The sequence below is a fragment of the Bradyrhizobium sp. F1.13.3 genome, assembly GCF_040548265.1.
Classification (GTDB): domain Bacteria; phylum Pseudomonadota; class Alphaproteobacteria; order Rhizobiales; family Xanthobacteraceae; genus Bradyrhizobium.
This window is the reverse complement of the sequence record NZ_JBEPRI010000005.1, coordinates 216,978-229,890: the sequence shown is the minus strand read 5'-3', so window position 1 is coordinate 229,890 and position 12,913 is coordinate 216,978. Positions and strand designations below refer to the sequence as shown.

General features: G+C 63.5%; 14 protein-coding genes. 7 read left to right on the top strand and 7 right to left on the bottom strand.

Going from position 1 to position 12,913, the window contains the following annotated elements; genetic code table 11:
* Positions 1-6: 6 nt before the first annotated feature.
* The 7 genes from ABIB66_RS16275 to ABIB66_RS16245 form a co-directional block, all read right to left on the bottom strand.
* Positions 7-966 carry a transketolase family protein gene (locus tag ABIB66_RS16275; protein ID WP_354209250.1) on the bottom strand — a complete coding sequence of 320 codons (960 nt, stop codon included), beginning with the start codon at positions 964-966 and terminating at the stop codon, positions 7-9.
* Between the two features lie 10 nt (positions 967-976).
* The gene (locus tag ABIB66_RS16270) at positions 977-1,825 is read right to left on the bottom strand and encodes a transketolase (protein ID WP_354209251.1); all 849 of its coding nucleotides are present in this window, start codon (positions 1,823-1,825) and stop codon (positions 977-979) included.
* Positions 1,822-2,850 carry a phosphotransferase gene (locus ABIB66_RS16265; protein WP_354209252.1) on the bottom strand — a complete coding sequence of 343 codons (1,029 nt, stop codon included), beginning with the start codon at positions 2,848-2,850 and terminating at the stop codon, positions 1,822-1,824. Before ABIB66_RS16265 ends, ABIB66_RS16270 begins: the two co-directional genes overlap by 4 nt.
* Entirely contained in the window at positions 2,847-3,458 is a 612-nt protein-coding gene (locus ABIB66_RS16260; RefSeq protein WP_354209253.1) for an HAD family hydrolase, read from the bottom strand. Before ABIB66_RS16260 ends, ABIB66_RS16265 begins: the two co-directional genes overlap by 4 nt.
* A 5-nt stretch (positions 3,459-3,463) precedes the next feature.
* Positions 3,464-4,465 carry an NAD-dependent epimerase/dehydratase family protein gene (locus ABIB66_RS16255; RefSeq protein ID WP_354209254.1) on the bottom strand — a complete coding sequence of 334 codons (1,002 nt, stop codon included), beginning with the start codon at positions 4,463-4,465 and terminating at the stop codon, positions 3,464-3,466.
* Positions 4,466-4,492: 27 nt separating this feature from the next.
* Entirely contained in the window at positions 4,493-6,064 is a 1,572-nt protein-coding gene (locus ABIB66_RS16250) for a PfkB family carbohydrate kinase (RefSeq protein WP_354209255.1), read from the bottom strand.
* 83 nt (positions 6,065-6,147) lie between these two features.
* Positions 6,148-7,176, bottom strand: coding sequence for an SDR family oxidoreductase (locus ABIB66_RS16245; protein WP_354209256.1), 1,029 nt, complete (start codon positions 7,174-7,176; stop codon positions 6,148-6,150).
* A gap of 161 nt (positions 7,177-7,337) precedes the next feature.
* On the opposite strand from ABIB66_RS16245, the gene ABIB66_RS16240 reads away from it, so the two are divergent.
* The 7 genes from ABIB66_RS16240 to ABIB66_RS16210 all read left to right on the top strand — a co-directional run bounded on the left by ABIB66_RS16240 (position 7,338) and on the right by ABIB66_RS16210 (position 12,685).
* Positions 7,338-7,925 carry an SIS domain-containing protein gene (locus ABIB66_RS16240; protein WP_354209257.1) on the top strand — a complete coding sequence of 196 codons (588 nt, stop codon included), beginning with the start codon at positions 7,338-7,340 and terminating at the stop codon, positions 7,923-7,925.
* 51 nt (positions 7,926-7,976) lie between these two features.
* Positions 7,977-9,269 carry a methyltransferase domain-containing protein gene (locus ABIB66_RS16235; RefSeq protein ID WP_354255001.1) on the top strand — a complete coding sequence of 431 codons (1,293 nt, stop codon included), beginning with the start codon at positions 7,977-7,979 and terminating at the stop codon, positions 9,267-9,269.
* A 374-nt stretch (positions 9,270-9,643) separates the two neighbouring features.
* Positions 9,644-9,835, top strand: coding sequence for a preprotein translocase subunit SecE (secE, locus tag ABIB66_RS16230; RefSeq protein ID WP_007602984.1), 192 nt, complete (start codon positions 9,644-9,646; stop codon positions 9,833-9,835).
* Positions 9,835-10,389, top strand: coding sequence for a transcription termination/antitermination protein NusG (gene nusG / locus ABIB66_RS16225; protein WP_007602985.1), 555 nt, complete (start codon positions 9,835-9,837; stop codon positions 10,387-10,389). Before secE ends, nusG begins: the two co-directional genes overlap by 1 nt.
* Positions 10,390-10,519: 130 nt before the next feature.
* Positions 10,520-10,948 carry a 50S ribosomal protein L11 gene (rplK, locus tag ABIB66_RS16220; RefSeq protein WP_007602986.1) on the top strand — a complete coding sequence of 143 codons (429 nt, stop codon included), beginning with the start codon at positions 10,520-10,522 and terminating at the stop codon, positions 10,946-10,948.
* Positions 10,949-10,954: 6 nt separating this feature from the next.
* Entirely contained in the window at positions 10,955-11,647 is a 693-nt protein-coding gene (rplA, locus tag ABIB66_RS16215) for a 50S ribosomal protein L1 (RefSeq protein ID WP_007602988.1), read from the top strand.
* Between the two features lie 90 nt (positions 11,648-11,737).
* Positions 11,738-12,685 (top strand): 2-hydroxyacid dehydrogenase, encoded by a 948-nt coding sequence (locus ABIB66_RS16210; protein WP_354209259.1) that lies wholly within the window; start codon positions 11,738-11,740, stop codon positions 12,683-12,685.
* Positions 12,686-12,913 lie beyond the last annotated feature (228 nt).

The following is a 12,913-nucleotide window of genomic DNA, read 5'->3' as shown; positions in this document are numbered from 1 at the left end:
GGCCCGTCAGGTGGATTGAAGTTGAGGAGAGGAGGTGGGCGAGGCGATGAGCGCGCGCGCGATCGAGGTCGCGATGGCGTCGGCGGAAAGTCCGTGCTTCTTCAACAGCGAATCTTGCGATCCGTAATTGTGCATGAACCGGTCCGGCAGCGACAACCGCAGCATCGCGGGCAGGCCAGAGCCGAGCTTGTCGATCAGCGCCTCCGCGACTGCGCTGCCGAGGCCGCCGGAGGGCACGTGCTCCTCCAGCGTCGCCACGAGCCGGGTGCCCCGGATCGCTTGCAGCAGCGCCTCGGTGTCGAGCGGCTTGACCGTGTGCATGTGCAGGATGCCGGCGCGAATGCCCTGCGCGGCCAGCATGTCGGCCGCAGCGAGTGCGCGCTGGAGCATGATACCTGTCGTGACCATGACGACGTCGCCGGGCGGCCGCAGCAGGATGGCCTTGCCGATTTCGAAGCCGTGCTCGGCCTTCGAGACGATTGCGTCGCCACCCTTACCGAGCCGGATGTAGATCGGTCCAGTCCAGTCGAGGGTTTGCTCCATCAGCCGCGCCGCCTCGTCGGCGTCGCACGGGCAGACCACCGTCATGTTCGGCAGCGCCCGCATGATGGCGATGTCCTCGATCGCCTGGTGAGTGGGGCCGAGCGGCGCGTAGACGAGCCCGCCGCCATTGGCGATCAGCCGCACCGGCAGATTGTGCAGGCAGAGATCGACGGCGACCTGCTCGTAGCAGCGGCGGGTGAGGAATGTGGCGATCGTGTTGATGTAGGGCACGAAGCCTTCCATCGCGAGACCGGCCGACATGCCGATGATGTGCGCTTCCGAAATGCCTTCGATCAGATGGCGCTTGGGAAACTCCTTGCTCATCGCGCGCAAGGTGCCTGCGCCGGGATCGGAGCCGATGTAGAGCACACGCTCGTCGCGCGCGGCGAGCTTGTGGATCATGTTCATCGCGGTGTTGCGCATGAGGAGCCGATCAAAAATCCCCGACGGCGACGCGGATTGCGTCGAGCTCGCTGTCGGTCAGCTTGTTCTTGTGATGCCAATCGGCGTTGGATTCCGCGGCCGGCAGACCCTTGCCCTTGACGGTATGGCAGATGACCGCGGTGGGCTTTCCCGGAACGGCCGGGACCTGCTTCAGGACGGTGCGCAGGGCGCCGACGTCGTGGCCGTTGAGCTCCTGGACGGCAAAGCCGAAGCTGCGCCATTTATCCGCGAGCGGCTCCAGCGGCAGGACGTAGTCGGTGGGCCCGTAGCTCTGCAGCTTGTTGTAGTCGATCATCGCGACAAGATTGTCGAGCCCGTGCTTGGCCGCGCCCATGGCAGCTTCCCACACCGATCCCTCGTTGATCTCGCCGTCGCCGAGCAGGACGAAGGTGCGGTAGCTGCGCTCGCGCATGCGCGCGGCGAGCGCCAGGCCGACACCGATCGACAGGCCGTGTCCAAGCGCGCCGGTCGACGCCTCGACCCCCGGCACCATTCCGTATTCGGGATGTCCGCCCAAAATGCTGTCGGGGCCGCAGAAGCCGTCCAACTCCGACAGCGGAAAAAACCCGCGATCGGCCAACAGCGCATAGAGCGCCAGACACCCGTGTCCCTTGCTGAGGATCGCGCGATCGCGGGCCGGATCGCGCGGGTTGCTCGGATCGATCCGCAGCACGTCATCGTAGAGCACGCGGACCATCTCGATCAGCGACAATGCCGGACCGACATGTCCGCGTCCCGCGGAGCGGACAGACCCCAAGACCAGGCGGCGCAGATAAAGGCTGCGCTCATCCAGCGTGCAGGTGAGGGCGGCTTCGGCGTGGGGCGAGATTTGGGTCACTTCGGTAAATCGGTTGGCCGAATCGTCTGGTGAAGCCGGCGGGCTTTGTCGAGCTGACCGGCGAGGCGGATCCTAACATCGCCACCTTGCGCAGCCATTGCGCGCCGGGAGCGGCTGTCCGGCAAATAGGCGTTCAGGACAATCAGGCACCAGATTCCCTTGAACACAGGATACAGTACGTCACGTCGGATCGCAAACGCGTCATCTCTCGCCTCGAAGGCGCGCGACAGCCGTTCGATCAAGTGATTCGCGCTCGCCTCGGGCAGATCGCTGCCGGGGTGAATGGCGGTGTCGGACATGAGCTTGACCGGATCGTCCCAGCCAAAATATTCGAAGTCGATGAATCGCAAGCGCCCGTCTTCGGCGCGCAGTGCGTTGTGCAGTCCGAAATCGGACGGACTCAGCGCGCGATGGGGCGGCGCAAGGTCCGCTGCGGGATCCCGACCCAGTTCCGCGTAGCGCCGGCGGAGCTGCCGAATCGCAACGGCCGTGATGGGAACCAGGCTGCCTTCGAGGAACGCACGCAGGTCAGGATGATCATCCGAAGCCCGCCGCAGTCCGTCCAGGCGCTGCTCATACTGGACGATGGCCGCTTCGGGCGAAAAGATGCTGGCCGAGGCATTGCGCAAGTTCTGCGCGCCTTCGGCCTCGCGCAGCTTCTGCAGCTCGATGAGGAAATCGGCGAGCTGATCGGCATCGTCGCCTTGGGGGCGCAGCACTGCGGCCTCGCCGTCGAACCATTGGTACAGCGCGCAGAACGCATCTGCGTCCTTCGCGACCGGCCGCGGTGTCGACGTGATGCCGTGGCGCGCCAGGAACGAGAGTGCATCATACTCCTGTCCCAGGCGATCGCGTCCGTCGGACGGATAATGCTTGAGGGCGAGGGGCGGTCCCTCCGCCATCTCCAGCCGAAACACCCTGTTGTTGCCGCCGGACCTTGTCGGCTGGGCGGCCGCGACACGCGCACCGGCCAGGCGGCTGCCGATCGCCATCGCATCCGGCGCGGTGATGTCGGTCTCGCTCATGCCGCAAACACCTCGCGGCGGATATCGGCCCATGTCGCGATCGGCTTGCAGTGTTCGGGGTGGGGAGGCTGCGACCGCGTGAACAGGATCGATCGCATTGCTTTCGGAAAATGCGGTTGCTCGAAGACGTCGACGAGATCGTCGATGAAGACGTCGAGCTCCAGGCTCGCGAGCCTCTCGACCTTGGCGGCCAGCGTGTCCTCGAAATAGACGTCGCCGATGGCCAGCGCCGCATCCGCAGCGTCGATCAGCCTGGCTCCCCGCAGCCAGCCGCGCGCGGCGTCACGCAGGTCGGTGCGGTCGGGGTCCTGATGACCGAATCGGGTCTTGTGGCTGACGATGGAGACCTTCGCGCCGGCCTGCTTGCACGCCGCCAGGAATTCCCGCACTCCCGGATAGAGTTCGGCGCCGCCAATTCCCTTGCCGTAGACGAAGCCTTGCAGTCCTTGCCAGGCGAGCTCGCCGCCCGCGCGGGACCGGAGATGATCCCGGAGGTCGGTCTTCAGCCCCTCCCACCCTTCCGGCACCAGCCCACGCTGACGTGCGACGGCCGCAAAGACCTTGTCGTAGCAGATGATCGTGTTGTCGAAATCGATGCCGATCCGCACGCCGCTCACTTCAGGCTGATGTTCTGCATCATCTTGATGTTGAAGTACCGGGGGTCATTGAGCGAGTTCGGCAGGCGGCCGCCCTTGAAGGCGTTGACGAGGCCGGACACGGCCTGCTCGATCGTGTGGGTCGGCGCAAAGCCGAGCTCGCGGCGAATCTTCTCCGAAGAGACGTGGTAGGAGCGGAGATCGTCCGTCGGCTCGACGACGACGTCGACATTGCTGCCGACCACCGACTTGACGATGTCGGCGATCTTCATCAGCGAGTGGTTCTCGTAGCCGATATTGTAGGTCTTGCCGTCGATCTTTGCGTCATCCTGCTGGAGCAGGAACAGATAGGCGGCTGACATGTCCTCGATGTGCAAATTGGGCCGGCGCTGCGTTCCGCCGAACACGCGGATGCGGCCGGTATTGACCGCGAGATTAGTCAGGATGTTGACGACGACGTCGAGCCGCTGCCGCGGCGCGTAGCCGCAAACGGTGGCGGGGCGGACCGTGCAGGCGACGAACCCGGACGCGGCCTCGTCGGCAAGGTCGGTTTCGCACATCGCCTTGAACTTCGAGTAGTCCGTGAGCGGCTCGCAGGACAGGTCCTCGGTCACCTCGGCTTCGTCCTTGATGCCGTAGACGCTGGACGAGGAGGCGTAGATGAAGCGCTTGATGCCCGCCTTCTTGGCGGCGCGCACCATCGGCCGGAAGCAGTCGTAGTTGATGGACTTGCCGAGCCCCGGGTCCAGTTCGAACGACGGGTCGTTGGAGATGCAGGCGAGGTGGATGACGGCGTTGTTGCCGCGCAGGGCCTCGTTGATCGCGGCTTCGTCACGAATGTCGCCCTTGATCAGGCGCAAATCGGGATTGTTGCGGACGGCGTCGAACACGTCCTCGCCATACATGAACAGGTCGAGCACGGTGACCTTGTGGCCCGCAGCGAGCAACTGGGGAACCAGCACGCTGCCGACATAGCCGGCACCACCGGTGACCATCACATTCCATTTTTGACCAATCACTGTCGTTCTCCAGTATCTGCCGTCGCGCTACTTCAACAACGCGGTGACGAACTTGACCAGCGGCACCTTCTCGACCGAACTGCGGTGGCCGACGATCCCGACCTTGATTGCGCCGGCTGCGTTGCCGATGAAGGCGACGTCCTCGATATTGCCGCCGGCGGCGACCAGCGGCGCAGTGATCGTCAGGAAGGCGTCGCCCGCGCCGACGGTGTCGACGACGGTCTTGGTGAAGGCGGGGACGCGCGTGACACCGGTTTTCGACGAGAAGGGGTAGCAGCCGAAGGAGCCGTGCGTGATGATCATGTTGTCGCAATCGATCTTGCCGTGCAGGCCGGCCTCGATCACGGACGCGATGTCGCTGAACTTGTCGGTTGCAGCCAGACGGGCCTCCGGCGCGTCGATGCAGATGTAGTCGGCCCGCGGATACCTCGTGATCAAATTGTAGCCGTGATTGCCGCTGTTGCTCTGGGCATTGACCGCCAGGAACTTGGAGTTGGCGATCAGGGTGTCGATCGTGCTCGACGCGATCATGCCGTGGCCGAAATCCGTGGCGATCACCACGTCCGCGCCACGGACGCGCTCCGTCGTGATACGGTCGATCTCCTTCCGATCGGCCTCCTCGAGCGGCGTATCGTCCATGGTGTAGACTTCGAAGAGCTTGTGCAGATACCCCAGCTCGACGTACCGCGATTTGCGGGTCGTCGGACGGCCCTGAAGGCGGATCGGCGTCAACGTGACATTCGGGCGGACATGCGCACGAATGAACTCCTCAGGGTAGTCGTTGCCACCCAGCGTCGTGACGACCTCCACCGACTTGCAGAAGCTCGCGACATGGTTCGCCGCGGCAATGACGCCGCCGGCAAATTGCTCGCCGCTCTTGAACAGCGTGGCGACGATGTTTTCCTTCGAGGCCTTTCCGAGCGCCGTGACGTACTGGTATTCGTCGATGATGGTGTCGCCGACCAGCACGACGTGCATGTCCTGCACTTTGTCGATCAGCTTCAGCAGGCGATCGGCGCCGCCACCTTCACGGACTTTTTGCAGGTAGTCGCGGAGTGGAGGATCGTAGATGTCGAAATACCGGTTCACCAGCGACGAGGAGCTGAATGTCACGTCGCGGGTGAACACGATGCGTCCGCCGTGACGCTCGACGGCGTCGCGCTCGGTTCGGATCTTGCCGGTCACGTCGTCTTCGGGATTTTCGTAGTCGGACCCCTTCACATAGATGTCCGGCCTCACCGTATCCAGGATCGGCTCGGCGCTGGAAGTGTGATTGATACCGACCCAATCGACCGTCGCGAGCGAGGCCAGCATCTCGGCCCGCATATTTTCGGGGAAGATCGGTCGACCGGGGCCCTTGTTGACGTAACGGTCGGCGGTGATCGTCACCATGACGACGTCGCCCTCGTTGCGCGCCGCCTGGATGTGTCTGATATGGCCGAGATGCACGAGGTCGAAGACGCCGTGGCAGAGTGCAACCTTCCGGCCCCGCGCCTGCGCGGACCGCGCGATCTCGCCCAATTCCTCGATCGTCTTGATCTTTTCGTGCGCCGCCAGTTGGTCGTTCAACGCGGGATTGCCGGTCGGAAGATTGCCCATGTGAATAACCCAAAGCGCCAGCCGGACTCAGCCGGGCGGCCCGGAATTGATCGATTCGCGGCAACGATACCCGGTGAACCTGTTCACTGGCTTGCCTTCTGCGGCGCGCCGGACGCCGCGTCGTTGTTGTCCCCGAGATATTTGAACCAGTCCTTGGTGGCGTCCGCGATCTTGTCCACCGTCCACAGGGGAGCGTCCTTGTACTGATCCATCGACTTCAGCATCGTCGCGACCCCGTCCTCAAATTTTACCTTCGGCGTCCATTTCAGGATCCGCTTGATCTTGGTGATGTCGGCATAGGTGCAATCGGGCTCGCCGGGCCGCTTGGGAATGTGGACCTTGTCGCCGCCGAGAAGCTCGACAAGCCGGTTGACACTGTAGGTGTTGTCGGAGCCGACGTTGAAGATTTCGTTCGAGACCTCGGAGCGCGCTGCGGTGACGAAAGCGTCGGCGACATCGCTGACGAAGGTGAAGTCGCGGGTCTGCTCGCCGTCGCCAACCACCGTGAAGGGCTTGCCGGCGAGCTTCTGCGCCATGAACACGCCGAACACGGCGCCGTAGGTGCCCGTGGTGCGATGGCGCGGCCCGTACACGTTGAACAGGCGCAGCGCGACCGCGGGCAGCTTGTAGACCTGGCACCAGTGCATGACGCACTGCTCGCCGAGATTCTTGGTGAGGGCATAGGGATACATCGGACGGATCTCGGCGCTCTCCGGCGTCGGATAGACGTCGGGAATTCCGTAGCAGGAGGACGACGCGGCATAAACGAAGCGGCTGACGCCGGCCTGCCGTGCAGCCTCGAGAACGTTGACGGTCCCGTCGACATTGGCGCGGTGATACGGGATCGGGGACTCGATCGAGGGAACGATGTCGGCCAGCGCGGCGAGATGGAACACCCAGTCGATGCCGTCGAAATGCGGCTTGATCGATTCGAGTTCGGTGACGTCGGCCCGTACGATCTTGAGTCGATTCGAATCGATCCGCGAGACCAGATTTTCGGGGCGTCCGATCACGAAATTATCGAGCGCGATGACCTCGTGGCCATCGTCGAGGAGGCGGTCGACGAGGTGACTGCCGATGAAGCCGGCGCCACCAGTAACGATGCATTTCATAGGAACATCCGTGATGCGAATGCCCAGCGAAACAGGCCCGCCAATGTTGAGTGAAGGTGGAAGCCGAATCGGCTGCTGATAGACTTCGAAGGTAATATACCTTTGCAATCGCTGGTGATAGCCGGTATCAGGGCGTCATGTCGCCGTCGAGCCGCGAGCCCATGCCTGCCGAGTCCGTCGATCCCGATCACAAGGCTTTCCTTGACGACTACGTAGGGCGCCTACATCGTGCGACGGCAATTGACGACGGGGTTTTCGCCAGGATTTCCGTCACCCGCACGGCTTGGTTGCGCGCGCGCGAGCAGGGCGGCCGCGTCATCTTCATTGGCAATGGAGGCTCGGCCGGCATCGCCTCGCATCTCGCAATCGATCTGGCGAAGAACGCATCAGTGCCCGCACTCTGCTTCAGCGATGCCAGCATGATGTCGTGCCTTGCCAATGATTACGGTTTCGAGGACTGGCTTGCGCACGCTGTGAGGCTGAGCGCCCGCGCCGGCGATTGCCTCGTCGCGATCAGCTCGTCGGGACGCTCGAAGAACATTCTCAATGCGGTCGCGCAGGCGCGGGCGATGAATCTCGATGTGATCACGCTGTCGGGCATGAACGCGGAGAATCCGCTGCGCAATCTCGGCGACGTCAATTATTACGTCGACAGCCGCAGTTACAACATCGTCGAGACCACGCATCAGTTCTGGATGATGGCCGCGATCGACCTCATCATCGGTCGCGCGGAATATCCGGCGTCCTGAGGCGGTGCCGTCGATCTGATCACCACGGGTGAGATTGCCTCACCTGTTCGCATGTCTCCGTCTTACGGTCCTACGATGAAAAACCTGTTCTACGTCCGTCATACCTGCCGCCTCTGTCATTCGGACAAGCAAGAGCTTGTCGTCCCGATGGCAGGCATGCCCATTGGCACGCCGAACTTCCAGGTGCCGGATGCAAGCGTCGACGATCCCGTCTTTCGGGCCGCGGTGCCGATGGCGCTGCACCTGTGCGCGGACTGCGGCCATCTGCAGATTCTCCACGTCGGCAATCCAGAGATCCAGTACCGAAACTACGTCTATACCACCTCGCTCTCGCTTGGCCTGCGGGAGCACTTCGCGGGCTATGCCAACGATGTCGTCAGCCGGTTCGCCATCGCGCCGGGCTCGCTGGTCGTCGAGCTCGGCAGCAACGACGGATCGCTGCTCGGTTTTTTTAAGGAGCGCGGCATGCGGGTGCTGGGTGTCGATCCCGCCGTCGACATCGCGCGGCGTGCGACGGAAGCGGGAATCGAGACCATCGGCGATTTCTTCACCGATGCCATCGGTCGCCGCATCCTGCAAAGCCACGGCGCGGCCAGCGTCGTAATCGCCAACAACATGATCGCCAATGTCGACAATCTAGACCCGCTGGTGATCGGGGTTCGCGACGTGCTTGCGCCGGACGGGCTGTTCGTTTTCGAAACGCAGTATGGCGTCGACGTCACCGAGAAGAACCTTCTCGACACCGTCTACCACGAGCATCTGTCGTATTTTAACATCAAGCCGCTGACGCGCTTCTTCGCGCGGCTTGGCATGGAAGTGATCGACGTCCAGCACATCGAGACCAAGGGCGGCTCGATCCGGGTGACGGTGCAGCGTGCCGACGGCGCGAAAAAGCCATCCGCGGAGGTCGCGCGCTTCATCGCCGAGGAAGACACGCTGGGCGTCGATCAGTCGGCCTACTATGTGCCCTATGCGAGGAGGATCGCCGCCATTCGCGACGAGTTGGTCGCGATGGCCGATGCCGCCCACGCGCGCGGCCAGCTCGTGGCCGGCTACGGCGTCTCGGTCGGGACCACGACCCTGCTGCCGCAGTTCGGCCTGGAGAACAAGATCGACTTCCTGGTGGACGACGACCCCAAGAAGGGGAACGTGATGGCCGGCCCCGGGTACGACATCCCGATCCTGCCGCCTGCCGCCCTTTACGAGCGCAAGCCGGCGTTCGTCGTCGTCTTCGCCTGGCGCTATGTAGATCCGATCCGGGCCAAGCATGCCGGCTATTTCGCTGACGGCGGAAAGTTCGTTGTGCCGTTGCCGGGCATTTCGACGATCGACCGGGCGGACTGACCTTGAGAGTCGCCAGAGGCGCGGCAGGTGAGGGGGCGCCGGTGGTGCCGTCCTGCAAGGAACCGGCTGCGGCCTTGGGACGGCGCCTCGCAGGCGGCGGATAAGCCCTTGATCGGCCTGATCTCTGGTCGGTCGCCCGCGGAGGTCGTTTTAGGCGCGCGGGCCCTCCCTATCTTGACCTTTGGCCCCATCCGCAGTAGATACCACGCACCCGCAGCCGGCCCGTTAGACGCGGATTTCCGGCGCGGCTTTGAAATCCCCGAACAATCGAGCCCGATTTCCGGCTCATCCTTCGACAGAGGGTTGGGCCAACGGCGGCTGTTCGGATCCCTGAAATTCATTCGCGTCTGTCGACGGACGTTGGACATCAAACGATGGCAGTCAGCCCGTTCAAGTTCTTGCAGGAAGTGCGCTCGGAGACCGCCAAGGTCACCTGGCCGACCCGGCGCGAGACCACGATCACCACCATCATGGTGTTCGTGATGGTCGCCGTGGCCTCGATCTTCTTCTTCGCCGCCGACCAGATCATCCGCGTCCTCATCACCTTCCTTCTGGGCATTCACTGATGGCAACAGCAACGGCTCAATTGTCTGACAAGCGCTGGTACATCGTCCACGCCTATTCGAACTTCGAGAAGAAGGTCGCCGAATCGATCCGCGAGCAGGCCAAGCAGCGCGGGCTCGAGGAACTGTTCGAGCTGGTGCTGGTTCCGACCGAGAAGGTCACGGAGGTGCGCCGCGGCCGCAAGATCGACGCCGAGCGCAAGTTCTTCCCGGGCTACGTGCTGGTGAAGATGAAGCTGACCGACGAGGCGTTCCATTTGATCAAGAACACCCCGAAGGTGACCGGCTTCCTCGGCGCGGAAAACAAGCCGATGCCGATCTCGGAAGCCGAGGCCATGCGCATCCTGCACCAGGTGCAGGAGGGCGTGGAGCGGCCGAAGGCGTCGGTGTCGTTCGAAATCGGCGAGAACGTGCGCGTGGCCGACGGCCCGTTTGCGTCGTTCTCGGGTGTGGTCGAGGAAATCGACGAGGCGCGCTCGCGCGTGAAGGTCGCGGTGTCGATCTTCGGCCGCGCCACGCCGGTCGAACTGGAATTCGGTCAGGTCGAGAAGGTCTGATCGGGTAGGCGTGAGGCTTCGGTCTCGCGCAACAAGAGGCCGTGGGAGGGAGAGGGCGGTTGCCAGCCGCATCGGACCCAGACCACGAACCTGAAACCGCTGGCCCAGGCCGGCCCAACAGGAGTGATACATGGCAAAGAAAGTGACCGGATACCTGAAGCTTCAGGTCCCGGCCGGTGCGGCGAATCCTTCGCCCCCGATCGGTCCCGCGCTCGGTCAGCGCGGTCTCAACATCATGGAGTTCTGCAAAGCGTTCAACGCCCAGACCCAGAAGGAAGAGAAGAATACCCCGATTCCCGTCGTGATCACGATCTACGCCGATCGTTCGTTCACGTTCGAGATGAAGACGCCGCCGATGTCCTTCTTCCTCAAGCAGGCTGCCAAAATCCAGTCCGGCTCCAAGGCGCCGGGCCGTGACAAGGCGGGTGCGGTGACCAAAGCGCAGGTGCGCGAGATCGCCGAGAAGAAGATGAAGGATCTCAATTGCGACTCGATCGAGTCGGCCATGAAGATGGTCGAGGGCTCTGCCCGTTCGATGGGTCTGGAAGTGGCGGGGTAAGGGCTCATGGCAATCGGAAAGCGTTTGAACAAAGCCCGCGAAGGTATTGATCGCGAAAAGCTTTACCCGCTCGCGGACGCCATCAAGATGGTCAAGGAACGCGCGAAAGCGAAGTTCGACGAGACCATCGAGGTCGCGATCAATCTTGGCGTCGATCCGCGTCACGCCGATCAGATGGTCCGCGGTGTCGTGACCCTGCCGAACGGCACCGGCCGTACGCTCCGCGTCGGCGTGTTCGCCCGCGGCGCTAAGGCCGACGAGGCCAAGGCTGCGGGCGCCGACGTCGTTGGCGCCGAGGACCTGGTCGAGAAGGTGCAGAACGGCACGATCGATTTCGACCGCTGTATCGCAACCCCCGACATGATGCCGCTGGTCGGCCGTCTCGGTAAGGTGCTCGGCCCGCGCGGCCTGATGCCGAACCCGAAGATCGGCACCGTGACCATGGACGTCACCGGTGCGGTGAAGGGTGCCAAGGGCGGCTCGGTCGAGTTCCGCGTCGAGAAGGCCGGCATCCTGCAGGCTGGCGTCGGCAAGGCCTCGTTCACCGAGGAAAAACTGGTCGAGAACATCAAGGCCCTGGCGGACGCTGTCTCCAAGGCCAAGCCGGCCGGTTCCAAGGGCACCTACATCCAGCGCGTTGCGGTGTCCTCGTCGATGGGCCCCGGCGTGAAGGTCGAGCCGGGCACCATTCTCGGCTAAGGTTCGGAAATGACATGAGGCGAGGGGCGGAATTGGGCAACCGATTCCGCCCCTCGTCGTTTGTGACGGCGTTCACCGGAAACAAGAACAATGACTGACAAGGTCCTGATCTACTCGCGCTTTCCCAAGACGATGATGGCGCGCTTCGCCGAGCGGTTCGAGCTGCTCGACACCGGCGGCAAGCCGGCGCGGGAGGTGTTTTCGGCCGACGAACTCGGCGGCATCCGCGCGGTTCTCACCGCCGGCGGTACGCCGCTGGGCGCGGAGGCGATGGACCTGTTTCCGAAGCTCGGTGCCATCGTCTGCTACGGCACTGGCTATGACGGTGTTGACCTGAAGGCCGCTGCTGCCCGCGACATCGCGGTCGGACATAGCCCGGGCGCCAATGCGGCCTCGGTCGCCGACATCGCGATGACCCTGATGCTCGCGACGACGCGGCGAATCCTGGTGGCCGACCAGTACGTCCGAAGCGGCGATTGGGCCGCGTCAAAGCCCTCGCCGATGATGCGCCCGCAGGCCGGCATGCCCGGCCGCCGCATCGGCATCTACGGCATGGGCGAGATCGGCCGCAAGATCGCGGCGCGCTGCGCATCCTTCGAGAGCGAGGTCGGCTATTTCAGCCGCAGCAAGTACGATCTGCCCTATCAATATTTCCCCACGCTGGAGGCGCTCGCCGACTGGTGCAGCGTGTTGATGATCGCGGTCCGGGCAGGAGCCGAGACCCAGCATGCCGTCGGCTCCGATATTCTCAAGCGCCTCGGGGCGGACGGTTATGTCGTCAACATCTCCCGCGGCTCGGTGATCGACGAGAAAGCCCTGGTGTTGGCGCTCACCGAGAAGACCATCGCCGGCGCGGGTCTCGACGTCTACGACAAGGAGCCGCACGCCCCGGACGCGCTGACGGCGCTGCCCAATGTCGTGTTCGCCCCCCATATCGGCGGCCACACCCTGGAATCGCACGTCGCTATGCAGAACTGCGTGCTGGCGAACCTGAGCGCGTTTTTCGAGGGCAAGCCGCTGCCTTACGGGGTCAAATGAGCCTCAATCGGCCCTTGTCAGCCGGGTCAAGCGCCTGCGGCAACGGATTGGAACTGGTGTGAATTTTGCTCTTGGCAAGCAGGCTCCGAGCGGTTAAAGAACCGCTTCCGGACGCACCGGCCTTGGCTGGCGCGTTCGTGCACGCATTCCGAAAACAAGCGATGGAGATCATTCCTTTTCAGGACGTCCGTGAGGATTGGCTGGAAAAGGAGGGAAATTCGTCGGGCG

Bases quoted from the DNA above. Each gene is read 5' to 3' on its own strand.
- nusG (WP_007602985.1), top strand. From the start codon at position 9,835: ATGGCAACAGCAACGGCTCAATTGTCTGACAAGCGCTGGTACATCGTC.
- ABIB66_RS16250 (WP_354209255.1), bottom strand. From the start codon at position 6,064: ATGGGCAATCTTCCGACCGGCAATCCCGCGTTGAACGACCAACTGGCG.
- rplA (WP_007602988.1), top strand. From the start codon at position 10,955: ATGGCAATCGGAAAGCGTTTGAACAAAGCCCGCGAAGGTATTGATCGC.
- rplK (WP_007602986.1), top strand. From the start codon at position 10,520: ATGGCAAAGAAAGTGACCGGATACCTGAAGCTTCAGGTCCCGGCCGGT.
- ABIB66_RS16240 (WP_354209257.1), top strand. From the start codon at position 7,338: ATGCCTGCCGAGTCCGTCGATCCCGATCACAAGGCTTTCCTTGACGAC.
- ABIB66_RS16275 (WP_354209250.1), bottom strand. From the start codon at position 966: ATGCGCAACACCGCGATGAACATGATCCACAAGCTCGCCGCGCGCGAC.
- secE (WP_007602984.1), top strand. From the start codon at position 9,644: ATGGCAGTCAGCCCGTTCAAGTTCTTGCAGGAAGTGCGCTCGGAGACC.
- ABIB66_RS16245 (WP_354209256.1), bottom strand. From the start codon at position 7,176: ATGAAATGCATCGTTACTGGTGGCGCCGGCTTCATCGGCAGTCACCTC.
- ABIB66_RS16210 (WP_354209259.1), top strand. From the start codon at position 11,738: ATGACTGACAAGGTCCTGATCTACTCGCGCTTTCCCAAGACGATGATG.
- ABIB66_RS16235 (WP_354255001.1), top strand. From the start codon at position 7,977: ATGTCTCCGTCTTACGGTCCTACGATGAAAAACCTGTTCTACGTCCGT.
- ABIB66_RS16265 (WP_354209252.1), bottom strand. From the start codon at position 2,850: ATGAGCGAGACCGACATCACCGCGCCGGATGCGATGGCGATCGGCAGC.